Origin of the sequence: Pseudidiomarina insulisalsae, assembly GCF_003987065.1 — a bacterium.
GTDB classification, from domain to species: Bacteria; Pseudomonadota; Gammaproteobacteria; order Enterobacterales; family Alteromonadaceae; genus Pseudidiomarina; species Pseudidiomarina insulisalsae.
In genome coordinates this window covers 184,054-207,837 of the sequence record NZ_PIPY01000005.1, presented here as the reverse complement: position 1 = coordinate 207,837, position 23,784 = coordinate 184,054, and the positions used below count along the sequence as shown (strand labels likewise).

The window sequence follows — 23,784 nt, the reverse complement described above, 5'->3', positions numbered from 1 at the left end:
GATCTCGGGGAGCACTTCATCCTACCAATGAGGAGAACCGAACGAATTTATCCACGAGAAGTGCGATCCAAGCAGGTCAAATACCCCGTAAAAAAAATGCCAGTCAGCTCTTAACTGACTGGCATTAGCCTTAACGGCCCTTTTTGCATAATTTTCAAGCTAACTGAGGCAGTTATTCACCTGATGCCTGCCGCTCCTGCTCCTGATTATGGTACATCATAATAGGTTTTGACTCGCCGGTGACCACCGACTCGTCAATCACCACTTTAGCGACATTATCGATCGACGGCAGATCGTACATGGTATCGAGCAATACGCCTTCAACAATAGAGCGCAAGCCACGGGCACCGGTTCTGCGCTGCATAGCTTTACGGGCTATCGCGCGCAAGGCGTCATCGCGGAACTCAAGCTCGACATCTTCCATTTCGAACAATGCAGCGTACTGCTTGGTCAGGGCGTTCTTCGGCTCTTGCAGAATTTGCACCAGGGCATCTTCATCAAGTTCTTCAAGTGTCGCCAGTACCGGTAAACGGCCAATAAACTCAGGGATCAGACCATATTTCACCAGATCTTCCGGCTCGACCTGCTGCAGCAAGTTCGCCATACGCTCCGCCGCCTTGTTCTTCACCTGCGCGCCAAAGCCAATACCAGTACCGGTACTGACCCGTTGCTCGATGACTTTATCAAGACCGGCAAAGGCACCACCACAGATAAACAGAATTTTCGAGGTATCAACCTGTACAAATTCCTGCTGCGGATGTTTGCGTCCACCCTGCGGTGGCACGGAGGCAACGGTACCCTCAATAAGCTTCAGCAAGGCCTGCTGCACCCCTTCACCGGAGACATCGCGGGTGATCGAAGGGTTATCTGACTTACGTGAGATTTTGTCGATCTCGTCAATATAAACGATACCGCGCTGTGCTTTATCGACGTCGTAGTCGCACTTTTGCAATAGCTTCTGAATAATGTTCTCAACGTCTTCACCGACGTAACCTGCTTCAGTCAGCGTGGTTGCGTCGGCCATGGTAAAGGGCACATCCAAAAAGCGCGCCAGGGTTTCGGCCAGGTAGGTTTTACCGGAGCCGGTAGGACCAATCAGCAAGATATTACTTTTGCCTAATTCAACTTCCTGCTTACCTTTACCTGAGTTCTGTAAACGCTTGTAGTGATTATATACAGCTACTGCCAATACCCGTTTCGCAAACTCCTGACCAATCACGTAGGCGTCAAGGTGATTACGAATTTCCCGTGGGGTAGGCAATTGATCAGACGTTTCACTGGGCGCAATATTCTTGATCTCTTCGTCCAGAATATCGTTACACAGCTCAACGCACTCATCACAAATAAATACTGAAGGCCCGGCAATCAGTTTGCGGACCTCGTGCTGACTTTTACCACAAAAGGTACAAAACAGCGGCTCGTCGCCGCTACCTTTGGTTTTATCAGTCATGCTACTCTCCAGCTCGTTGCGTCAATACTTTGTCAACCACGCCATAGTTAACGGCTTCCTCGGCCGACATAAAGTAATCACGGTCGGTGTCTTTCGCGACCTGTTCATAGTCACGTCCGGTATTTTCCGCCAACATACGGTTCAACCGTTCTTTAATATCGAGAATTTGCCGCGCGTGGATCTCAAAGTCAGAAGCCTGACCCTGGAAGCCACCTAACGGCTGGTGGATCATCACCCGCGAATTAGGCAGACAGTAGCGTTTGCCTTTGGTTCCGCCAGCCAGCAAGAATGCGCCCATACTGGCAGCTTGTCCCATACACACGGTGCTGACATCGTTTTTGATAAAGCGCATGGTGTCATAAATGGCCATACCTGCGGTCACCGCGCCACCGGGCGAGTTGATGTACACGTAAATGTCTTTATCCGGATTCTCGGACTCTAAGAACAGCAACTGCGCAACAATCAGATTGGCCATATGGTCTTCGACCTGACCACAAAGAAAAATGACGTTCTCTTTTAACAGGCGCGAATAAATATCATAAGAACGCTCACCTTTAGCGGTTTGCTCAACCACCATCGGGATTAACTGCGCGAGAGGATCGTGCGCGAGTTCCGACATAGCAACTACTCCTAGAAATAAAAATGGCTCGTATAAGACTATACGAGCCATTAAACCAAGTTGTAAGTCACTCCGTCAACGCTTAGCGTGCGGAATTCCCTAACTTACTGTTGTTTTGGGTTCATCAGCTCATCAAAGCTGGTCTTCTTGGCAGACACTTTGGCCTGGTCAAGAATGAAATCAATTGCCTGATCTTCCAGAGCGACGTTGCGTACCTGCTGCATCAGCTCTTCGTTCGCTTTGTAGTAAGCAACAACTTCTTCCGGATCTTCATAAGCAGAAGCGTTGTTGGCAATAATTTCATCAACTTTAGCGTCGTCGACCTGAATCTCGTTACCACGAATGACTTCGCCAAGTAACAGACCGATCTTCACGCGCTCTTTCGCTTGTTCTTCAAACAGGTTGGCCGGTAATTCTGGCATCTGTTGCGCATTGTTACCAAAGCGCTGCATTGCCTGGCGACGTAACACGTCGATTTCCTGCTTCACCATTGCGCTTGGCGTTTCAACGTCGTTGTGCTCAACCAGACCTTTCAGAACCTGCTCTTTTACTTTGCTCTGCACGGTGTTTTTCAGCTCGCGTTCCATGTTCTTACGAACTTCCGCTTTCAATGCGTCAACGCCGCCTTCTTTCACGCCGAACAGCGCTACGAACTCATCGTCGATCTCAGGCAGTACGCGCTCTTCAACTTTCTTCGCAACAATATCAAATTCAGCTTCTTTACCTTTCAGGTTTTCCGCGTGATAGTCTTCCGGGAAGGTTACCTTCATGGTCTTCTCTTCACCGGTTTTCATGCCAATAATTTCGTCTTCGAAACCTGGAATCATGCGCCCCTGGCCTAACTCAAGAGCGAAGTCCTGTGCTTTACCGCCTTCGAATTCTTCGCCGTCGATACGACCAGTGAAGTCGATGGTGATACGATCACCTTTCTTCGATTTACGCTTCACTTCTTTCCAGTCAGCGTGTTGCTTACGCAGCGTTTCCAGCATGTCATCAACGTCTTTGTCGGTGACATTCACGTCAGGCTTTTCGATTTCAATTTTATCGAGGCCTGCAACTTTCACTTCCGGATACACTTCGAAAGTGGCAACGAATTCCAGGTCTTTACCTGCTTCATTCACTTTCGGTTCAATCGAAGGAGGACCCGCAGGGTTCAGTTTTTCCTGCATGATCGCTTCAAAATATTTGCTCTGCATCAATTCTTGCGCAGCGCGAGCCCGAGCTTCTTTGCCGAACAGCTTTTGCAATACATTCGGTGGTACCTTGCCTTTACGGAAACCGTTAATGCGACGGTTACGGTACTCAGTTTTCAACAGCTCTTTGACTTTTTCGTCGATGGTTGCCGCTGGCACAGTAATGGTGGCGCGGCGTTCTAATCCTTGGGTTGTCTCTACAGAAACCTGCATTGCTTTCTTACCTCGGCTTCACTATTGGCCTTGAGCCCACGACACTGGGGCCCTTGAAAATGACGCAGCATTATAGCGAAGGCTTCGCGTCGCGTCGAGTAGTCGGGTTATCTTTTTGTAGTCGGCGAGCTCGCAGCAAGCGCAAAAAAGCGGTTACGGCCATCATGTTTGGCCTGGTAAACAGCTTTATCCACCGCGCGCAAGACTTCATCAGGGGTCGTTGTGGGTTCGGGTATAAAAGTATAAATGCCGATACTTACCGTCAGTGGCGTTGCGGTATTCACGTTTTTCACGCGCTCCATCAACGTCACCGCACGTTGCTCGGCTTCCTGTTGTGTCAGTTGCGGACAAATTGCCAGAAATTCATCCCCCCCGAAACGACCGAGTACTTCACCACTACGCTGCAACACGTGACAGAGCTCCTGCGCGACGCCACGCAAGGCGGCATCACCGATCATGTGCCCATGGCGGTCATTGAGTTCTTTAAAATGGTCGATATCCACCATCATCACGGTCAAAAGCTGTCGGTTGCGCTGCATGCGCCGCAATTCACTATCCATCGCGGTATCAAGGCCACGGCGGTTGCTCAGGCCGGTCAGCCCGTCTTCATTGGCTAATTGTGCCAGACGCTCATTGGCGGCACGCAACTCAACCTGAACTTGTTGCAGCTTTTCTTCCGCCCGGTGCCGCGCGACCGTATTGGCGATCATGTCGGCAATCAGTTGCATGCGGCGCACATCATCGTCGCTCCAGTTGCGCTGACGTTGCACTAAATCGCAACCGACGAAACCGATCAGGCGGCCTTCAAGAAACATTCCTACCGCCATCATTGACTGAATTTTTTCACGTAACAGCTCAGTCTGAAAACCGCCCGCTTCGGGCGGCAGCGTATGCACATCATCAACCAGTACCCGACCGGCTTCCTGCATATGGGCAAAGAACCAGGGCATGGCATCGGCAGGTACCTGCTGTAAATCTTCTTTATGCGCTGTTATGCCGCTACGCACCCACTCATGGGTGTTTGACATCTGCGCATAATCATCGCTGAAAAGAAACACATAACAGCGGTCTTTATCGTCGTCATGCCCCAATACTGCCAGTGCTTTTTCGATATGCTCAGCAGCTTCATCAGGAGACGCATTAATAAGGCTGGTACTGATTTGTGAAATCAGGTAGGCAAACCGCGCGGTGGTATCGGTGACCGATTGAGGATTAGGATTTGATGTCATCACGCTATGAGTAACCTTCCACTTAGCTGTCGCAAGCGCAAACTGTCACCATGCACGATCACAGGGAGCAACGCCACAACCAGTTATATTAACGGAACGTTATGCAATATGCGCTAGTTTGTAGGTGATTTCAACTTTGAAATAACAAAATGGTCGGCGAGACTGGATTCGAACCAGCGACCCCTTGTACCCAAAACAAGTGCGCTACCAAGCTGCGCTACTCGCCGATATTGACTTTCTTGAGGAGGACTTCGAGAAAATGGGGTGGCTGATGGGACTTGAACCCACGACAACCGGAATCACAATCCGGGGCTCTACCGACTGAGCTACAGCCACCACTACTTAACATGTCATGCCAGGGCTTAAAATGGCGCACCCGGCAGGATTCGAACCTGCGACCGACGGCTTAGAAGGCCGTTGCTCTATCCAGCTGAGCTACGGGCGCATGGTACTGCAAAAATGGTCGGCGAGACTGGATTCGAACCAGCGACCCCTTGTACCCAAAACAAGTGCGCTACCAAGCTGCGCTACTCGCCGACATTTTTGTAAACCCGTGCAGGACGCGGCCTGACAACGGGGGCGAATAATACCCACTCCTCCGGGCAGCGTCAAACATTTTTTTGAGCAAATCAACTGACTGCCGATTTTTAAATCAATTCGTTGTTTAATTATACGTTGCGCTGTGAAATATCCCTAATCTTAACTACAACCCTGTACCGAAACATGCAAAAATACAGCACCAACATTGCCACCACTTCTATCGCTTTTTGAGGAATCAAATGACAGCGCAACTTATCGACGGAAAAAAAGTCGCCCAGCAGGTTCGGGATCAGGTCAAGCAGCGGGTTACCGCCCGCATCGAGAAAGGTCTGCGTGCCCCGGGTCTTGCCGTTATTCTGGTTGGAGAAGATCCCGCCTCTGAAGTTTATGTCGGGAGCAAACGTCGTGCCTGCGAAGAAGTCGGCTTCACCTCGAAGTCCTATGACCTGCCAGCCGGTACCTCGCAACAGGAGCTATTAGAGCTTATCGATAAACTCAACCACGACGACACCGTCGACGGCATCCTGGTCCAGTTGCCGCTGCCTGCCGGGCTGGATGCTCAAGAGCTGCTTGAGCGCATCGACCCCTTTAAAGATGTGGATGGTTTTCACCCGTTTAATATGGGTCGCTTAGCGCAACGTAACCCGGCACTGCGGCCGTGTACGCCACGCGGTGTAATCACGCTGCTCGACTCGATTGAGCTGGATCTGCATGGCTTACACGCGGTAGTCGTCGGTGCCTCTAACATTGTCGGTCGTCCGATGAGCCTGGAGTTATTGTTAGGCGGGGCCACCACGACGGTTTGCCATCGCTTCACCAAAGACCTGCGCGCCCATGTCGAGCGCGCTGACGTGTTAGTGGTGGCAGTGGGTAAGCCAAACTTTATTCCAGGTGACTGGGTCAAACCCGGTGCGGTCGTGATTGACGTGGGTATTAACCGGGGTAGCGACGGCAAGTTGGTGGGCGATATTGAATTTGCGCCGGCCTCCGCACGCGCCAGTTTCATTACCCCGGTGCCAGGCGGTGTTGGCCCGATGACGGTCGCAACGCTCATGCAAAATACCTTGCAGGCCTGTGATACCTGGCACGCACCTGAACTACCCGCCTGACTCTGACCCTAACTTTGGCGATAGCCACTGAGCAGCGGTAATGCCAGCCGCTGCTCCAGCGCCCAGTACTGTTTCCCCTGAATCTGACCACGTAACCAGCAATGACGCTGGGCCGCCGACGCAAACTGATTTTTAAGTTCGGCCACTACCCGGTTCGCCAACGGCACCTGTAACGGCAAACACCACCAGACTTCGACATCCAACATACGCTGTTGCTGCCAGGTCGCGGGATCATTACTGGCTGCCATACGGGTGTGCGGATGATCCACCGCCAGCTCGTGAACCCAACGTTGCTGCTTTAAATCATACCGACGTTCCGCTTCAGCTGCCATCACTTGCGCTTTGGGCCGGTGTACTTGCAGCTTACCGGTAAGTTGAAAATGCAGCCATTGTCTGGCACTGGCGAGTAGCGCCAGCTTCTGTAACTCCAGCGCCTGCGGTTCTGTCGCGCCCGGAAACTGGAGTTCCAGGCTCGCCATAGCAGCCGTCAGGGTACGCTCCATGATCGCCCGCTCACCGTGATTAAGGGAGCCAGCCCGCACACTATAACTTACCGCAACACGGAAGGTGGCTGTAGCGAACAACAGCCAGATCAGCTGCACCACCAGCAACACGCCCAGCAAAATAACCGGCAGTAACACCAGGGTCTCTACCATCGCCTGGCCTCGCATTCGCGGCCGCCGCAGATGCCTCACTGACAACCACCGGCGGCGCGGCATTGCTGCCATTGTTGCTGTAACAGCGCGACGCGATCCGCAAGGACAGCTAAGTCCTGACCACTGATACTTGCCTGTGTCGCGACCAGGGTATCGACTTCGAGTTCGTTGGCGCGTAATAACTCAAACTGTGCCGCGGTAAGGTTCGCGGTCCTGGCCACGACGACCTTTGCGTCAAGCTGGTCTACATTGGTAATTTTGTAGCCGTTCATATCCAGATCTGCTTCCATCTGGTTGTACTGCGGCGCCAGTGGGTCGGCAACGCGTTGCAGGTAACGCTCCTGCAATGCCAGCTGCACCGGCTCAAACACATGCAGACTCAGTTCATCGGCAGCGGTCACATGCGCGCCTGCAATCTGCTGGCTTAACCATAGCGCCTGCTCATAATCTGGCGCGGCAATCCTTAGCCGCAACATGTTGTGTTCCTGGCTCAGCATCCAGGGTTGTGGCCAGGGCTGCCAGACATGACTGAGGTAACCTTTACTGACCAGTTCATTTAAATCGCCGGGGATGCGGCGCTCCAGTAACCAGAAGCGCTCAATTTCCCGCAGCAATGTTTTTGCCTCACTGACACCTGACTGTTGCTGTTGTTGCTTACTTTTGTGCAGCAACCACTGCTGGCTGAATAACAGCAATGCCGACAACAGACTTATGGCAATCACCAGTTCAAACAAAATGTAGCCCTTATATCGCTTCATAAGCTTCCCTGCTGCAGTTGAAATAATTGGCTATGGGTATCGATTAACGCATCACGCAGCACGATCTGTTGTTGTTCCTGCTGCTGTTGAAGCTGCAATTGCTGCTGTTCAAGCAACGGACTGAAGTTACCCAAGGTGGCGATGACCAACAACGCGAATGCGGCCAGAGCGCCCATCGCAATGACGGCTTCTAATAAAAGATAACCGTGATTTCGGGGGGACAAATAACGCCGCTTTGCATGGATGATCATCGCCGGCGCTCCGTTAGCCCTGGAAACGCAAGGTCAGCGTACCTGCGCTGTAACTACTGTCCACCGTGTAGTCAGTAAAGTCGCGCGCCAGTCGCGCACCCTCACCGTCCTGCGCAATACCGGACAAGGTGACCACATAACGACTGCTATCTGCGGCATCAGCCTCAACATTGATATTACCGCCCCACGGATTAATACTGGTGCCGTCGCCCCAGGTCTCCGGAACTGCAGCAATCGCCGACATCGAGGCCAGACTAATTCCGGTGAAGTCACCGCTACGTGGTCGCCATAACTGCGCACCAGCCTGAATGGTGACGACCTGATTCTTAGCGTCACTGACGCGGGAGTTGCCCACCGCCCAATCACGCACTGCCAGGGTACCTATCGTCGCCAGCGCAATAATGGCTAAGACCGTCAATACCTCAATAAAAGTAAAACCTTGCTGTTTTTTCATAAGTAAACACTCCATGTTTCGCAAAACATCCTAACGGACATGTTGCTGAGTTACCGCCATCAGCATGGCACCCATGCCTCCTACCGTAACCAGCAACAACCAGAGAATCAGCGCATAGCAACTGATTTGAATAGCGACCCGCAGACGTTGCAGCGCAGCTGTGGCGTCAGCCGCAGCGTAACTGGCAACGCGTTGCAAGGTGCCATGCTCGGTAGCGTTCCGGCTGCCATTACTTAGCCGGAACAACATGCGTGGTGATAACAAACCACAGTCTAATATTTTCTCCAGTGCGCGCTCACCTTGTACCAGCCGTTGCCTTAACTTTGGTAGCAAGGGTGCCAGGGCGCCGTTGCCAAATTCCTGCATGGCCTGTAATGCCCGATCCAGGCGTACCCCGGCGCGCAGTAACACGGTCAATGTTTGCAGCAATAACACACCATCAAAATAACGGCGGATAACAAAGGCGCGATAGCGCGCACAGCGACGCCAAAGCGCAAAACGAAAATCGATGAGGGGATAAGGTCCCCAGCTAATAAGCACTGTCAGTAGCAATAATAGCGCGATGATAAGCAGCCATGGGCCAGCAGAAAGCTCCATCAGATGCTGGCTTAACGCTGGCCAGCTAATTTGCGGCAGTCCGTCAGCGAGCTTTGGCATCACCTGTTGTCCCACCGCAAAACAGGCAAGCATGGTGATCAGTAACATGAGCACAGGATAAATAAGCGGTCGCCAAAAGCCGCTGATCGCCGCACTTCGTTGCAGCTCAAACTGACGCTGAGCTGCAATCAGCTGATCCAGCAAGCCACTACGCTCACCCACACTCACCAACATGCAGAGATCCTGCGCGAACCACTTGCCCATAGCCGAAGCCATAGGGATACCGCGAAAGAGTGCACTTTGCATTTCCGCAATCGCTTGTTGCTCGCGTTGCATGCCCTGTTGTCTGGCGTGTAGCAAGAGTTCCTGACAGGCCTGGGCGGCAGAAAGCCCGTCACTGATGGCCAGTGCGATATCCTCAAGCAGCGCCAGTTGCTGCGCCCGGGTCAACTGCATGGCACGGTCTCCTTCAGTTGCTGTTCTAACGGCTGCCAGCCCTGCTCGATAAGGTGTTGTCGGTGCTCATCAAGCCGCCCGTCGCGCAAGGCTTGCCGCAGTCTGGCATCTGCCAGCAGAAATTCGCCGACGAACTTGCGCTTAGCGACCCCGCTGCCATGGCAAAAGCCGCAGTGAGCTGCAACATCCCCCCGGCAGTGGTTGCACGGCTGTTTGATCAGCCGTTGTGCCAGTAACCCGCGTAGTACGCCCGGCTGCGCCAGCATTTCGTTCGACAGCCCCAAATCGTTGAGGCGCTGGATAACACCAAAGGTATCGTGGGCATGAAGTGTAGCAGTCACCAAATGCCCGGTCAGTGCAGCAGTGTACGCGGCCTGCGCGGTTTTTCCGTCACGAATTTCACTGATAGAGATCACGTCCGGATCCTCGCGCAGTGCAACCTTGACCATGTTGGCAAAGTTAAGCTCGGCATGCTCAGCAATCACCGGCTTTTGTTCAATGTGAGGCTGAATAATTTCGATCGGATCTTCCAGTGAGATAATTTTGTGATCCGGTGGAATAATTAAATTAAGCGCCGCCAGGCTGGTTGTCTTTCCCTGCCCGGTCGGGCCTGCCACGATAAGCAACCCGCGCGGTTGCTCCAGTAACAGATTAAGTTGCGCGATCAGTTCGGAAGCGACACCAAGCTCGTCAAAACGCAAAATATGCTGACGTTCTAACTGCACTCGCATGGTGACGGCAAAACCATTGCGGGTCGGTGACTTTTGCACGCGCAAACGCAACCGCTGCGGCTCATTTTCATGCATTACCGTGACGTTGATGCTGGCGCTCGACAGGCGCTGTTCATCAAACAACTCATGAAAGTCATCGGAACTGGTATTCAGCGCTGCGGCAATGGCAGCCGCCAGCGTTTCGCGGGGCCGCTCTATATGTCCTACCATGCGACCATGGACCCGAAACGCCAGGGTCGCCCGCTGTGCATCAAAGGCCAGGTGAATATCTGACGCCTGCAACAACAATGCCTGGCTGACAAGATCTTCCAGCGCCAGTTGCGCGCGGGTACGATCGAATTGCTGTGCCTGCTGCTGTTGGCGGTGCTGTTGTTGCGCGGCCTCAGCGTCATGCAGAAAGCTACGAATATCCCGTGCTTCAGCCAGCAGATAGCGACGAAACTGATTGCGAGCCTGTAATTCCTCCTGCAGGTTCAGTAGTGCCAGCGAATTCAAGCGCCAGGCGGCGCGGCTGGCAATCAGATAGCCTTCGGTGGTGACCACCACCGCGGCTTCGGCCTCAGGTGTAGCTTCAGTCAGTGCCACACATTCTCCCAAAAACTGCTCATCGGCCACGGCGGCCTGCCATTCGGTTGCGGTCATATATCGCATTACCAGCCCTCCGCCAGATGAAACACCTGTTGCCAGTTGCCTTTGCGCAGAATTACTTGTCGCGCCCTGAGTTCCATTTGCAGCCCATGCGATGACGGTTGCGAAGGTTGCAGGCTAAACGCACGCTCCCCCTCACGAAACCAGACGCTGACCTGCTGGCCTGAGTCAATGACGCTTAGCAACTGAATGCCATGTAGCGGATTTTCTCCGGCATCGGCGTGTGCCGATCCCGGCTGTTCAACCTCGCGGATTTGGGCTAACAGCTGTGCCGCCTGCAACTTATGTTGTAGCTTCCGCACTTCGGTCTCCGCCGCGCGCTCAGCCAACTCAGCAATGCGTAGCGCGCTTACTTTTTCTAACTGTTGACGTAAGGCCGGCGACGGCGCTGTGGTCACCTCGCTGTTCAACAATGCTATCCATAGCAATTCCAGCATGCTTATTCTCCCTGCTTCTCGGGGGGAGCACGAAAATACACCCCGACTCCTAACTCAGCTTTCAGCGGGTCGCCAGGCCGTAATTTGATGCTGATCAAACGCATGTTGGGATGGGTAAACAGTATTTCCAACTGCGCCAGCTCATTAAGGCTCGTCACCGTCAGGCTGAAGGTTTGTTGTTGATATCGAAATAACTGATTCTGCTGCTCGCGAACGCCTTGCGTAATTAACTGCGGGAAGAAGCGGCGGCTTTGTTGCGACCAATGCTGCAAAGAAAACCGCTCATCGGCCCGGGCCTGCCAGGCATCCGAGTAAAAGTCATAGGTCAGGGTGGCTTTCTCGCGCCCGGCCTGTAACTGCCAGTCCGGCGCCACCTGCGCGGCGAGCTCTTCCGGACGGCCATAACTGGGTGTCAGCGTGACGTGTAACTGCCGGCCCTGTAAGTGCGCGCTCTGCCACTGCCAACCAGCAAGATGCGAAAGTCCGGCAAATAACCGTGGCAACTCTGTTAAAGCTGACGGCATGATGCCCGGTGGTGGCGGCAGCGGTTGCGCAATTGCGGCAGCACGCGTTTCCGCTTGCATCAGCGTCTGTGGCCAGAAGTACCAACCCAGCATGGCAGCGCTGAGTAAAATGAACAGGCAGGATAAAAACAGTCGTTGTCGACGTTGCCAGGGAGTTGGCGCAGCAAGGTCGATTAACTTACTAGGCTTGTTTAGCGGCAACGCACTGACCTCGACTTGACCGCTGAGTAACTGCCACTGATCCAGGTGCTCGTGGCAGTAATCAGCGACCGCATCGGGCACATCTTTGGCCAGCAGCACCGCCGCTTTGCGACGGTTCTTGCGCATCACCCGCTCAAGCAGTAGCTGCAAATGTTGTAATCCGTCGGCATCATGGCTGAAGCTCTGACAGTGCTGCAGGCGCTCGCCGCTCCACATGACACAAATGAGCAGACCCTGCCATTGGGCCAGATAAATTCCCTGTTGGATCTGGCGGAACTGACGCCGTACACTTTGGGCTAAATCATAACGCACGCTGCTGGCTGGCTCGCTGCTGCATACCAGCCAATAGTTGCGCCCCTGGCGATGTAGCGCGTAACTTTGCATGCCGCGCTCACGTGCCGTGCGCAGCGCCTGATCTATTTGTCTGGTCACGCGGCTTTGCTGGCGCCAGCCATTAATTACCCACAACGCGCTCATCCGCGAATCTCCCGCCGAATGATGGTAGGCGTCAGTAGCACCAGCGTCTCGCTACGTTGCTGTTGTTGTCGCTGCTGTCCACCGAATAAAAAGCTGATCCAGCTCTGCTGCTCCTGCCATTGCTCACGCTCGTTGCGTAATCCCGAGAGCAACAGTGTTTGTCCGTCACCGACCACCGCCTGCATAAAAAATTGCTTACGGTTGGTATGTGGCGTCTGAATCAGTTGCTCGCCCGAGCGTACTTCGTCAATGCGTTGTAAGTCAGACAGCTCAGTGGAAAGCTGCAGCATGACCTCGCCGTCGCGGATGCTCGGCAAAAGATAGAGCTCAAAGCCTGTGGTCACCACGCCGGGTTGCAGCGTGGTAGTGGCGCCGACATTGACGGTGCTGGTGGTGCCTGCTGAGGCAAGATAGGTCGCGTTATCCTGCAGTGCTATTTTGGCAATCTGATTATTCAGACTCAGTACCCGCGGCTGATTATTGATCCTTACCAGGCCCTGTTGCTGCAATGCTTCAATAAATAGTTCAGAGCCGGCGCTGCGACCTTGCGTGCGCCGCCACATCAGTTGCCCGGCGAGTTCTTCAGAGAGCCGTCCCAGGCCTCCACTGCCGAGCCCTAACACGGCATTACCACCGGCACTTTGCAGCAACGCCTGCCAGTCAATTCCTAACTGGTCGTCATCGGTAAAACTAACTTCTATGATTTGCACTTCAATGGCGACCTGACGCGTCAAACGCTCATTCTGCTGCTGCAGGTAATCGGCTACGGCGCTGACATGGTAAGGTGTATCGCGCACCACCACAGAGGTCGAGCTTTGATTCAGGCTTAACTGGCCTGCAGGTGAGAGAAGTAATGCCAGGGTGCGGCGCAGGTCGTCCCAGACACTCAGGTGTTCATTGCGGAAATTGCTATATTGCTCGCTGCTGCGCTGTGCCGGCGCCTGCAGCATACCATTCTGCTGTTGCTGACGTTCACGCTCGCTGTCACGGTTGCCCATAAAGAACTCGGTTGCGCCGGCAATAAAGGCAACGTCAAATTCAGCGGTTTGCCAGCGGCTCCAGCTGATCTGCCGGGCATCATATTGCAAATGCCAGCCGGTCAGTGCCTGCAGGCGCTTAATTAATTCACCACGGAGGCCATCGAACTCCAGTGTCACCGGCAGTTCTGCCAGCTCTTGTTCAGCAAACACCGTCGCCACCGCGCTGTCACTAAAGACCGTGGTCAAAAGCCGGCCCACGGGCATTTCCTGAGCGCTGATCTTAGCGCGTGCGCTATACCAGTCAGGTTCGGCTGCAACCGCAAGATCCAACTGTGGCACATAAAACTGCTCGGAATGTTGCACGGTGTTGTCCGTTACCACTGGTTGCCGTTGTAGTTGCGCTAACTCTGCCAGCGCACGCTCATGACGGGGCGCAAGATCAGTACCTGGTGCCTGAGCGCAGGCCGAAATTATGACAGCACTAAAAAGCACAACGATTCGATGCAAGGGATTCATTGCACTGCTCCCGCCACCTGGTCAACCACTGCGGTACGATTGGCGAACACCTTTAATTGCAGCTGATAGGGCTTCAGTACTTTGCTCAACGCCTGGTTCCAGTTATCGCTTTCAATAACGAAATCACTCGACCAGCGAAAATGCGGTGAGGCCCGCCACTCAAGATGGTCAACGGCGTACGCCTGCTTAACATAAGTTTCAATTTGCGGCTGTAACAAGCCGGGACGAAGTGTCAGCTGTACCGCTGGCTTGGCGGTTGCTGCAGCGACAGGCGCGACCGCCTTACCCGGCGTTGGCTGCGCCGCGGTACCCGGCGGCTGCAACTGAAATGATGGGCAAGGCTCTTGCCCTATTGCCGGAGCGGAAAGGGTAACCGCGCAACAAAAGCTGCTGGCGGCAAGAAAGCATTGCAAAAAGTTGGAAAGCCGGTGCTTCATAAGGTGACTCCTTGTCGAAACGCCACCGTTTATCCATAACGGTGATGTTTCAACTTTAGTCACCGGGTTACACCGGCGCAAGCACTCAGAAGCGGATTCTGAGTCGGGTTATTTCTTACGTTTTTTCGCCTCTTTGACCTGCCACTCACCGTCACGGTAATAGGCCTGCCAACCGGTGGGCTTGCCGTTCTCTTCCGTAATCACATATTGCTCTTTTTGCTTACGGCTATAGCGGACAATGGCTTCGTTACCCTGATCATCCTCGGCCGGGGCCTCAGTCAGATAATGAAACTTCTTCGGAATGCGATCTTTAAAGCGCTGCAGCTCAGCAACCTTCACCGCCCGTGTCTCACGTGATTTCGGAAAGGTGTTGGCCGACAAAAATACGCCTGAGGCACCATCACGCAGCACAAAGTAAGCGTCAGAGTTTTCGCAAGGCAACTCAGGGAACGGCACCGGATCTTCTTTTGGCGGCGCCGGCTGACCATTTTTAAGCAGCTTACGCGTGTTTTTACAGTCAGGGTTGGTACAGTCAAAGTATTTGCCAAAGCGTCCGGTTTTCAGCTGCATGTCACTGCCGCAACGATCACACTCAAGCACCGGGCCGTCGTAGCCTTTAATGCGAAACTCACCATGCTCGACAAGTTGACCGGGACAGGCCGGATTGTTACCGCAAACGTGTAACTTTCGCTCTTTATCTATCAGGTAGCTGTCCATCGCGGTACCACATTCGGGGCAGCGCTTCTTCGCTCGCAGAGCTTCAGTCTCAGCCTCGTCCTCGTTGCTGACTTTCACCGCCTCTTCACCGGGGAGCAGGTTCATAGTCTGCGTGCAACGCTCTTTTGGTGGTAACTCGTAGCCCGAGCAGCCTAAGAACACGCCGGTCGATGCTGTGCGGATGCCCATCTTCCGACCACACTTCGGACAGTCGATATCAGTAAGCACCATTTCATTACCGCGCATCCCACCTTCTTCCGGCGGTAGCTCAGCGCGCTCCAGTTTTTGGGAGAACTCGTCGTAGAAGGCATCAAGCGTATCTTTCCAGTCACGTTTGCCTTCGGCGATATCATCAAGCGCCTGTTCCATCTCGGCGGTAAAGTTATAGTTGAGCAGGCGTGAGAAGTTCTCAACCAGACGGTCATTGACAATCTCGCCCATTTTTTCAGCATAAAAACGGCGATTTTCTACCCGCACGTAACCACGATCCTGAATGGTCGAAATAATCGACGCGTAAGTGGACGGCCGGCCAATACCGCGCTTTTCCAGTTCTTTCACCAGCGAAGCCTCACTAAAGCGTGCTGGCGGCTTGGTAAAGTGCTGTTGCGGGTCCAGTGCCTGCAGATCAAGCTCGGCGCCTTTTTGGACATCCGGCAAGGTCGCATCTTCTGCGTTTTTCGAGCTCGCTGGCGGCTGCACCTTGGTCCAACCGGCGAAGCGCATCACCCGACCCCGCGCTTTCAGCTCATAGTCGCCAGCACCGACGGTAAGGGTGGTGGAATCATAGCGCGCCGGCGTCATCTGACAGGCAACAAACTGGCGCCAAATCAGCTCATACAGGCGCTGTGCGTCACGCTCCATGTCGCGTAGCTGCTCTGATTTTACCGTCACGCTGGAGGGGCGGATCGCTTCGTGAGCTTCCTGCGCATTTTGTTTAGCGCCGTAGACATTCGGCTTTTCAGGCAAATAGTCTTTGCCGTATTGCTTGCCAATGTAATCACGACAAGTGGCGACCGCTTCTTTACTTAAATTGGTCGAATCGGTACGCATGTAAGTGATGTGCCCTGCCTCGTACAGCCGCTGGGCCAGCATCATGGTCTTTTTCACACCAAAGCCCAGACGCGTGCTCGCAGCCTGCTGCAGGGTTGAGGTAATAAAAGGTGCCGACGGGCGACTGCTGGTTGGCTTATCTTCGCGCTCGATAACTTTGAAGTCAGCCTTTTTCAGTGCCGCCACGGCCTGGTCAGCGGCTTGCTTGTCCCCTGCTTTAAAGGTCTTGCCCTGAAACTTCGCCAGTTGCATGCGCAACGCTTGTTTTTCCGCCGTGGTCAGATCGGCGTAGATATCCCAGTACTCTTCCGGAGTAAAAGCTTTGATCTCGCGCTCGCGCTCGACTACCAGGCGCACCGCGACCGATTGCACCCGACCGGCAGACAGGCCGCGGGCGATTTTCTTCCATAACAGCGGCGACACCATAAAGCCGACCACGCGATCAAGGAAACGTCGGGTTTGCTGAGCGTTAACCCGGTCCAGATTCAAATGCGCCGGATGCGAGAATGCGTCCTGAATCGCGTTTTTGGTGATTTCGTTGAAAACCACCCGGCGAAAACGGTCATTGTCGCCACCAATCAGTTCACGTAGATGCCAGGCGATGGCTTCCCCTTCGCGGTCCAAATCCGTTGCCAGGTAAATAGCATCGGCTTTTTTGGCTAGCTTTTGCAGCTCACTGACAACTTTCTCTTTACCCGGTAAGACTTCGTAGTGTGCGTCCCAATCATGTTCCGGATCGACCCCCATGCGCGCGACCAGCTTTTTGAATTCGCGCTTTTGACGGTAAGCCTCTTTCTCTTCAGGGCTCATTTTACGTACTTCGGCCGGCGACTTCTTAGCGACCTCTGCAGTGCTGCGGGTGGGAAGGTCTCGTACATGCCCCACACTCGATTTCACTACAAAATCGTTGCCTAAATATTTATTTATGGTCTTGGCCTTGGCTGGCGACTCGACAATTACTAGCGATTTTGCCATGCGTCTTTCGTGTCCTAATATGATGGGATCTTTTTTTAGATATATCGCTTCTGTTTACAGTAAACAACCGTACAACGCAAAATTCATAAAAATTCGTTTATCACTTATAGCTATGCAAGCGCCGCTCGGATCACCTTGTACGACAAGGTGTTGCGCCGCCCGAGGGCTTACACTGGCGCACCGTTGTGAGTATAATAACCGCCATTAACTTGCTTGCAACTGCAATGGAGGAATAAGTGAGCACTCAACATTTTGAAGTGAATTTCGACGGCTTGGTCGGCCCCACTCACAACTATGCGGGCCTTTCGTTTGGTAACGTCGCCTCATTATCTAATGCCAAAGCTGTTTCGAGTCCTCGTTCTGCAGCCAAGCAGGGGCTGGCAAAAATGAAAGCTCTGCACGATATGGGCATGGTTCAGGGTATCCTTGCGCCGCAGGAACGTCCTGACATTACCACACTGCGTCGACTGGGATTCACCGGCAATGACGGTGAGGTCCTTTACAAAGCAGCAACTGAAGCGCCGCAAATTTATCAGGCTGTGTGCTCGGCTTCAAGTATGTGGACCGCAAATGCTGCAACTGTATCACCCGGCGCCGACACCGCAAACGGCAAAGTGCACTTTACACCGGCCAATCTGACCAATAAATTTCACCGCTCGCTGGAGCCATTAACCAGTGGCCGCATTTTACAGGCCATGTTTGCCAACTCCCGCTATTTCGAGCATCATCTGCACCTGCCGGATAACGAGCACTTTGGTGACGAAGGCGCCGCAAACCATACCCGCCTTTGCAGTAATTACGGTCATGCCGGCGTCGAGATTTTCACTTTTGGCCGCTACGCTTTTGACAGCAGCCAGCCAGCGCCGAAGAAGTTCCCGGCGCGCCAAACTTTCGAAGCGTCGCAGGCAATTGCACGACTGCACGGCCTGAGTGAAGAAAACACCGTTTATATTCAGCAAAACCCTGAGGTGATCGACCAGGGCGTATTCCATAATGATGTTATTGCGGTGGGAAATCAGAACGTGTTGTTTTACCACGAGCAGGCATTTTTGCAGACTGACGAGAAGCTGGCGGAAATTCAGCAAAAGTTTGGTCAGGAAAAAGTACACTTTATTTGTGTTAAAACCAGTGAGGTTTCGGTCGCTGACGCGGTGCAAACCTACCTGTTTAACACCCAGTTACTCACCCTGCCAGATGGCACCATGGCGATTATCGCCCCGACCGAGTGTCAGGAAAACCCGCGCGTCGCTGCTTACCTTGAAGACCTGGTACAACGCGACACGCCGATCAAAAAGGTTCACTATTTTGATGTCAAACAAAGCATGCGCAATGGCGGTGGTCCTGCCTGCCTGCGCCTGCGGGTGGCATTGAATGATGACGAACTTGCGGCAGTGAACCCGGCGGTCATTATGAATGACGAGTTGTTCAGCCGCCTGAATAAGTGGGTCGATCAGCACTACCGCGACGAGCTGAGTGTTGATGACCTGCGCGACCCGAAACTCCTTAATGAATCACGCGCGGCACTTGACGAGCTGACGCAGATTCTCAAGCTGGGTTCGGTCTACCCTTTCCAGTTATAAGCAAAAAAAAAGCCCGCAGTTTGTGCTGCGGGCTGTTGCTACCGGCTGTTCTTTTAATCGTCGTCATTCTCGTTATGTAGTTCGAGGTTGGCGTCCTCAGAGCCTTCCTCACCGTGACGCGCCACGTCATTACGCGCCGCATCAAGCTGATCAAGATAACTCTGGTTGATATCGCCAGTAATGTACTCACCGCTGAATACCGAGGTTTCGAACTGGTTAATCGCCGGATTCTCTTCATTGACTGCGGCAATCAGATCTTCAAGATCCTGATAAATGAGGCCGTCAGCCTTAATCAGCGCATTAATCTCTTCCGCCTCACGGCCATGGCCAATGAGCTCGTTCGCGCTTGGCATATCAATACCATACACGTTCGGGAAGCGAATCTCCGGCGCTGCCGAGGCAAAATAAACTTTCTTTGCTCCTGCCTCACGCGCCATTTCAATGATCTGCTCTGACGTGGTACCACGCACAATAGAGTCGTCGACTAACAGCACGTTTTTACCACGGAACTCAGCACCAATCGCATTGAGCTTACGACGCACCGACTTACGGCGCAGCGTCTGTCCCGGCATAATAAAGGTACGGCCAATGTAGCGGTTTTTCACAAACCCCTGGCGGTACGGCAGCTCGAGTACATTGGCCATTTCCAGTGCGATATCACAGCTGGTTTCCGGAATCGGGATGACCACGTCAATATCAAGGTGGGCGTAGTCGCGCTTAATTTTTTCGCCCAGTTTACGTCCCATGTTCACGCGCGACGCATAGACCGAAATCTTATCAATGAACGAGTCAGGGCGGGCAAAGTAAACGTACTCAAAAATACACGGACAATGCTGTGGATTATCCGCACATTGACGGGAAAATAACTCACCGTCTTCGGTAATGTATACCGCTTCACCCGGCTCAATATCACGCTCATATTTAAAACCGGTACCATCAATGGCCACACTCTCTGAGGCGACGATATACTCATTACCTTCAGGCGTCTCGCGTTTACCCAGTACCAGCGGGCGGATGCCCCAGGGGTCACGGAAAGCGACCATACCGTGGCCGATCACCATTGCTACTACGGCATAAGCACCACGGATCTGGCGATGCACGCGGCTGACCGCAGCAAACACGTCGTCGGCTGAAAGTTCGAGGCTTTTCTGCTGATACAGCTCGTGGGCCAGAATATTCAGTAAAATCTCAGAGTCCGAGGTGGTATTGATATGCCGGCGTGCCTTAGCAAAGAGTTGTTCCTGTAACTCTGCCGCATTGGTCAGGTTGCCGTTATGCGCCAACGCGATACCAAAGGGTGAGTTAACATAAAACGGTTGCGCTTCAGCCGAGCTGGAGCTGCCAGCGGTTGGATAACGCACGTGGCCGATACCAATACGTCCGGCCAGACGGTGCATATGGCGGGTGTGAAATACGTCCCGTACCAGGCCGTTGGCTTTACGTAAGCGCAATGTACCGTTATGTACAGTCATGATACCTGCGGCGTCCTGGCCACGATGCTGGAGCATGGTCAAGCTATCGTATAACGCTTGGTTGACCGGATCTTTACCTACTATGCCGACAATACCACACATGCTAGAACAACCTCACTTGCTTAATTGGGGAGAAAACTTGACGTTTGCTCGAAATACTCAAAAAACCACTGAATAAAAATACCGAAATGCGGGATCAGCACAGACTGCTGCCACCATTCGCTGCTCGCAAGGCCGGTAAAGCTATCCAGGAAAAACAATAATGCGCTGACGATTAAAACGCCGCGCAAGGCACCAAAAACGGCACCTAATACGCGATCAGTACCGGTCAATCCGGTTTTGTGTACCAACTGACCGATGACATAATTCACCACCGCGCCCACCACCAGGGTGGCGACAAATAGCGCCAACGCAGCGACGGCGTTGCGAATCATGGGGTCATCAAAACCGGTAAAATAACTAGCGAGATCAGCGTAATACCAACTGGCAATAAAAAAGGCTGCAATCCAGATCAGCAGCGACATGGCTTCCTGTACGAAACCGCGCACTAAACTGACGATTGTCGATAAGGAAATGACAATTATGATGGCATAATCAATCCAGACCATAAGGGCTATCCCAAGGCTGTTTAAGACGCGCGCAGTTTAACAGAAAACACAACGAAAAACGTTATTTTTTATTCAGCTTTACGGTTCAAAACGAACCACGCGTCCTGACAGCCCGGTCAGCTCTTTTAGCTGCGGTAACTGATTCTGTAATTCAGCTTCGCTCAATGCGGGACCGACCAGTAACCGGATCAGGGTCTTGTCATTAACACGGACATTTTCACGATAGGCGGAGAAGCCTTGCTTCTGAAGTTGCGCAATCAGCGCGTCGACGGATTCGGCGTTACTGAATGCACCTAACTGAATAACGTAGCCGGGCTCTGCCAGTGAGCCCGTAACTGGCTGCGCCGGCTGATTTTGAGAAGTTGCTGCAGCCGTCTCAGATGTGTCATCGGCCGTGACCGTAGGCGCCTGCACTGCGGTCAGCTCAACGGTTTCCGGCAGCGGCTCGAGTTGCTCAACTTCAATCGGCGTTCCTCCCAGGTCATCCTCAGGCAGAATCACTGTTTTCTCTACTACCTCGGCTTCAGGTTGCATTGGGATTGCCGCAAACTCCTGTTGCTCGCGCACCTGCTTACCGTCCAGCAATTCAGGCAAAATAATCACCGCAAGCGCGATAAGGATAATGCTGCCAACCATCCGATTCTGAAGTTGCGATGCCATAGTTACTCCGCCAGAGGAATTTGACTCACAGTGTAAAACGAGCCGCAAACCAATACCAGTGCTTGTTGCTGATCGTCGCTCGCGGCAGAACATGCCGCCTGATACGCCGCTTTGACCGAACTGAACTGCTGCGCGTCAGTTTCTTTTACGCTTGCCGGTAAAGCGCTCGCTAACTGTTGTGCTGAAGCCGCGCGCGCGCCTGACAAATCCGCCAGATACCAGTCATCTACCACATCAGCGAGGGCTGCCAGTGTGCCCTGAATATCTTTGTCTTTGAGCATGCCAATTACCAGATAGACCCGACGGTCGCTGAAACGTTGCTTTATATGTGTTGCCAGAAAGGTCGCGGCATGCGGATTATGCGCTACATCAATCAATACGTCGGGCTTACCCGGCTGGAACTGTAACCGCCCTTTTTCCCGGGCTTGCGCTAAGCCCTGACGAATGGCCTGCTCCGACACCGGCAGCTCAAGTTGCTCTAATGCGCAGATAGCGGTTGCTGCATTCGGTAAGGGTACGTGCGGCAGTGGCAGATCGCGTAAGACGTTGCGGTGGCCAAAATAATCCCATGACCCGGCATCCAGCGCCAGACGATAGTTAAAGTCTTCGCCGACACTCAGTGGCGCGATACCCGCTTGCTTTAATTCGCTGAGAATGGCGGGTGGAAAATCAGCTTCACCGATAATCGCGATTTTATCCGCGCGGAAAATGCCAGCTTTTTCACGGGCAATACTGGTACGGTCCGGGCCCAGAAAGTCCACATGGTCAATGCCCACAGAGGTTACAATTCCGACATCGGCAGCCAGGCAATTCACCGCATCAAGACGGCCGCCCAGACCCACTTCCAGAATCCAGACATCAAGTGGCGCTTGCATCATCAACCAGAACGCCGCCAGCGTACCAAACTCGAAGTACGTCAGTGAGGTATCACCGCGTGCCCGTTCAACCGCCTGAAAGGCGTTAACGTGCTGTTGCGCCTCAAGCTCAAGACCATTTATGCGCACCCGCTCTTCGTAATTGACCAGATGCGGTGAAATGTAAACACCGGTCTGATAGCCGCCATTACGTAACACGGTTTCCAGATAACGCACGGTTGAGCCTTTGCCATTAGTACCGGCAACGGTGATAACTTTGGCTGCACCAGGATCGACGGCCAGACGCTGCGCGACGGTCTTAATCCGCTCCAGACCGAGCTCGATCTCTTTCGGGTGCAGCGCTTCTAAATACGACAGCCAGGCATCAAGCCCGGCTGCAGCAGAAGGAGGGGTTAGTTGAGCGTTCATAGCCAGAGGATTAATATTCGTCGGCTAAAGGCGCATGTTGTTGAAACTTGGCCAGCAGCGCGGCAATGCGGTTACGCATCTGGCGCCGATCGACGATCATGTCAATGGCACCATGGTCTAATAAGAATTCAGCACGCTGGAAACCTTCCGGCAAGGTTTCACGCACTGTTTGTTGAATGACGCGCGGTCCGGCAAAACCAATCAAGGCTTTCGGCTCGGCAATATTCACATCGCCCAGCATCGCCAGACTTGCCGATACGCCGCCCATGGTCGGGTCGGTCAGTACTGAAATAAACGGCAATCCCTCTTCGCTCATGCGCGCTAATGCGGCCGAGGTTTTTGCCATTTGCATCAGGGACATCAGGGCCTCCTGCATGCGGGCACCGCCGGAAGCAGAAAAGCAGACCAATGGAATACGCTCACGCAGACAGACTTCTGCCGCCTTTACGAAGCGCGCTCCGACCACCGAGGCCATGGAGCCGCCCATGAAGTCAAACTCAAACGCAACCGCAACCACCGGCATACCTTTAAGTTTACCTTTTTGCGCCACCAGCGCGTCTTTCTCGCCGGTCGCTTTTTGCGCCGCGGCGATACGATCTTTGTACTTTTTCGAGTCACGGAATTTGAGAATATCTTTGGGCTCGAGCTCTGCACCGATCTCATTGCCGCTGCCGTTATCGAGGAAACTCTCTAACCGGCGGCGCGCCGACATGCGCATGTGATGATCGCATTTCGGGCAGACGTGTAGGTTGCGCTCAAGATCAGCAGTATAGATGATGGCGTCACAGCCGCCACACTTGGTCCATACTCCCTCGGGAATATTGCGACGTTTATTACTTTTTGGCTTAGCAAGAATTCGCTCGATCCAGCTCATATCGTGTCTTTTATCTCAATTGGTTGCCAGGGCAAATAGCCTAAATTCCTTGTATTAAAGCATATTACGGGGCGTCCTTGCAGTAAAAA

The 23,784-nt window shown here is 53.3% G+C and carries 22 protein-coding genes and 4 tRNA genes; 2 read left to right on the top strand and 24 right to left on the bottom strand.

Going from position 1 to position 23,784, the window contains the following annotated elements; genetic code table 11:
- Positions 1 to 172 precede the first annotated feature (172 nt).
- The 8 genes from clpX to CWI71_RS06215 all read right to left on the bottom strand — a co-directional run bounded on the left by clpX (position 173) and on the right by CWI71_RS06215 (position 5,241).
- Positions 173 to 1,450, bottom strand: coding sequence for an ATP-dependent protease ATP-binding subunit ClpX (clpX, locus tag CWI71_RS06250; RefSeq protein WP_126754408.1), 1,278 nt, complete (start codon positions 1,448 to 1,450; stop codon positions 173 to 175).
- A gap of 1 nt (position 1,451) precedes the next feature.
- Positions 1,452 to 2,069: an ATP-dependent Clp endopeptidase proteolytic subunit ClpP gene (gene clpP, locus CWI71_RS06245; protein WP_126754407.1), complete on the bottom strand. Its 618-nt coding sequence runs from the start codon at positions 2,067 to 2,069 to the stop codon at positions 1,452 to 1,454.
- Positions 2,070 to 2,173: 104 nt separating this feature from the next.
- Positions 2,174 to 3,475, bottom strand: coding sequence for a trigger factor (gene tig, locus CWI71_RS06240; RefSeq protein ID WP_126754406.1), 1,302 nt, complete (start codon positions 3,473 to 3,475; stop codon positions 2,174 to 2,176).
- Positions 3,476 to 3,582: 107 nt separating this feature from the next.
- Positions 3,583 to 4,704, bottom strand: coding sequence for a sensor domain-containing diguanylate cyclase (locus CWI71_RS06235; protein WP_241967648.1), 1,122 nt, complete (start codon positions 4,702 to 4,704; stop codon positions 3,583 to 3,585).
- 150 nt (positions 4,705 to 4,854) lie between these two features.
- Positions 4,855 to 4,931, bottom strand: a tRNA-Pro gene (locus tag CWI71_RS06230).
- A 33-nt stretch (positions 4,932 to 4,964) separates the two neighbouring features.
- Positions 4,965 to 5,040: transfer RNA gene (locus CWI71_RS06225), tRNA-His, on the bottom strand.
- Positions 5,041 to 5,072: 32 nt separating this feature from the next.
- Positions 5,073 to 5,149: transfer RNA gene (locus CWI71_RS06220), tRNA-Arg, on the bottom strand.
- Between the two features lie 15 nt (positions 5,150 to 5,164).
- Positions 5,165 to 5,241, bottom strand: a tRNA-Pro gene (locus CWI71_RS06215).
- A 242-nt stretch (positions 5,242 to 5,483) separates the two neighbouring features.
- Here CWI71_RS06215 and folD point away from each other — a divergent pair.
- The gene (gene folD / locus CWI71_RS06210) at positions 5,484 to 6,353 is read left to right on the top strand and encodes a bifunctional methylenetetrahydrofolate dehydrogenase/methenyltetrahydrofolate cyclohydrolase FolD (protein ID WP_126754404.1); all 870 of its coding nucleotides are present in this window, start codon (positions 5,484 to 5,486) and stop codon (positions 6,351 to 6,353) included.
- Between the two features lie 8 nt (positions 6,354 to 6,361).
- On the opposite strand, the gene CWI71_RS06205 is transcribed toward folD, so the two are convergent.
- The 11 genes from CWI71_RS06205 to topA form a co-directional block, all read right to left on the bottom strand.
- Positions 6,362 to 7,024 carry a hypothetical protein gene (locus CWI71_RS06205; RefSeq protein ID WP_126754403.1) on the bottom strand — a complete coding sequence of 221 codons (663 nt, stop codon included), beginning with the start codon at positions 7,022 to 7,024 and terminating at the stop codon, positions 6,362 to 6,364.
- A 20-nt stretch (positions 7,025 to 7,044) separates the two neighbouring features.
- Positions 7,045 to 7,767 (bottom strand): hypothetical protein, encoded by a 723-nt coding sequence (locus tag CWI71_RS06200; protein ID WP_126754402.1) that lies wholly within the window; start codon positions 7,765 to 7,767, stop codon positions 7,045 to 7,047.
- Complete coding sequence (locus CWI71_RS06195) at positions 7,764 to 8,018, bottom strand: hypothetical protein (RefSeq protein ID WP_126754401.1); 255 nt, start codon at positions 8,016 to 8,018, stop codon at positions 7,764 to 7,766. Before CWI71_RS06195 ends, CWI71_RS06200 begins: the two co-directional genes overlap by 4 nt.
- A 13-nt stretch (positions 8,019 to 8,031) precedes the next feature.
- Positions 8,032 to 8,472: a type II secretion system protein gene (locus tag CWI71_RS06190; RefSeq protein ID WP_241967645.1), complete on the bottom strand. Its 441-nt coding sequence runs from the start codon at positions 8,470 to 8,472 to the stop codon at positions 8,032 to 8,034.
- A gap of 30 nt (positions 8,473 to 8,502) precedes the next feature.
- On the bottom strand, positions 8,503 to 9,525 hold the full coding sequence (locus tag CWI71_RS06185) for a type II secretion system F family protein (protein WP_126754399.1): 1,023 nt from the start codon (positions 9,523 to 9,525) through the stop codon (positions 8,503 to 8,505).
- On the bottom strand, positions 9,516 to 10,907 hold the full coding sequence (locus CWI71_RS06180; RefSeq protein ID WP_126754398.1) for a GspE/PulE family protein: 1,392 nt from the start codon (positions 10,905 to 10,907) through the stop codon (positions 9,516 to 9,518). Before CWI71_RS06180 ends, CWI71_RS06185 begins: the two co-directional genes overlap by 10 nt.
- Entirely contained in the window at positions 10,907 to 11,341 is a 435-nt protein-coding gene (locus CWI71_RS06175; RefSeq protein WP_126754397.1) for a hypothetical protein, read from the bottom strand. The genes CWI71_RS06180 and CWI71_RS06175 overlap by 1 nt, the downstream gene beginning before the upstream one ends.
- A gap of 2 nt (positions 11,342 to 11,343) precedes the next feature.
- The gene (locus CWI71_RS06170; RefSeq protein ID WP_126754396.1) at positions 11,344 to 12,543 is read right to left on the bottom strand and encodes a hypothetical protein; all 1,200 of its coding nucleotides are present in this window, start codon (positions 12,541 to 12,543) and stop codon (positions 11,344 to 11,346) included.
- The gene (locus CWI71_RS06165) at positions 12,540 to 14,039 is read right to left on the bottom strand and encodes a hypothetical protein (protein WP_126754395.1); all 1,500 of its coding nucleotides are present in this window, start codon (positions 14,037 to 14,039) and stop codon (positions 12,540 to 12,542) included. Before CWI71_RS06165 ends, CWI71_RS06170 begins: the two co-directional genes overlap by 4 nt.
- Entirely contained in the window at positions 14,036 to 14,476 is a 441-nt protein-coding gene (locus tag CWI71_RS06160; protein ID WP_126754394.1) for a hypothetical protein, read from the bottom strand. The genes CWI71_RS06165 and CWI71_RS06160 overlap by 4 nt, the downstream gene beginning before the upstream one ends.
- 108 nt (positions 14,477 to 14,584) lie before the next feature.
- Positions 14,585 to 17,218 (bottom strand): type I DNA topoisomerase, encoded by a 2,634-nt coding sequence (gene topA / locus CWI71_RS06155; RefSeq protein WP_126754393.1) that lies wholly within the window; start codon positions 17,216 to 17,218, stop codon positions 14,585 to 14,587.
- Positions 17,219 to 17,454: 236 nt separating this feature from the next.
- Between topA and astB the strand changes: the two genes are divergently transcribed.
- Positions 17,455 to 18,798: an N-succinylarginine dihydrolase gene (gene astB, locus CWI71_RS06150; protein WP_126754392.1), complete on the top strand. Its 1,344-nt coding sequence runs from the start codon at positions 17,455 to 17,457 to the stop codon at positions 18,796 to 18,798.
- A gap of 53 nt (positions 18,799 to 18,851) precedes the next feature.
- Here astB and purF read toward each other — a convergent pair whose 3' ends face one another.
- From purF to accD, 5 genes are all read right to left on the bottom strand, one after another.
- Positions 18,852 to 20,372: an amidophosphoribosyltransferase gene (gene purF / locus CWI71_RS06145; protein ID WP_126754391.1), complete on the bottom strand. Its 1,521-nt coding sequence runs from the start codon at positions 20,370 to 20,372 to the stop codon at positions 18,852 to 18,854.
- Between the two features lie 20 nt (positions 20,373 to 20,392).
- Entirely contained in the window at positions 20,393 to 20,878 is a 486-nt protein-coding gene (locus CWI71_RS06140) for a CvpA family protein (protein WP_126754390.1), read from the bottom strand.
- Between the two features lie 78 nt (positions 20,879 to 20,956).
- Positions 20,957 to 21,538, bottom strand: coding sequence for an SPOR domain-containing protein (locus CWI71_RS06135; protein WP_157981071.1), 582 nt, complete (start codon positions 21,536 to 21,538; stop codon positions 20,957 to 20,959).
- 2 nt (positions 21,539 to 21,540) lie between these two features.
- Positions 21,541 to 22,821: a bifunctional tetrahydrofolate synthase/dihydrofolate synthase gene (folC, locus tag CWI71_RS06130; protein WP_126754388.1), complete on the bottom strand. Its 1,281-nt coding sequence runs from the start codon at positions 22,819 to 22,821 to the stop codon at positions 21,541 to 21,543.
- Between the two features lie 10 nt (positions 22,822 to 22,831).
- Positions 22,832 to 23,695, bottom strand: coding sequence for an acetyl-CoA carboxylase, carboxyltransferase subunit beta (gene accD, locus CWI71_RS06125; protein ID WP_126754387.1), 864 nt, complete (start codon positions 23,693 to 23,695; stop codon positions 22,832 to 22,834).
- Positions 23,696 to 23,784: the final 89 nt, after the last annotated feature.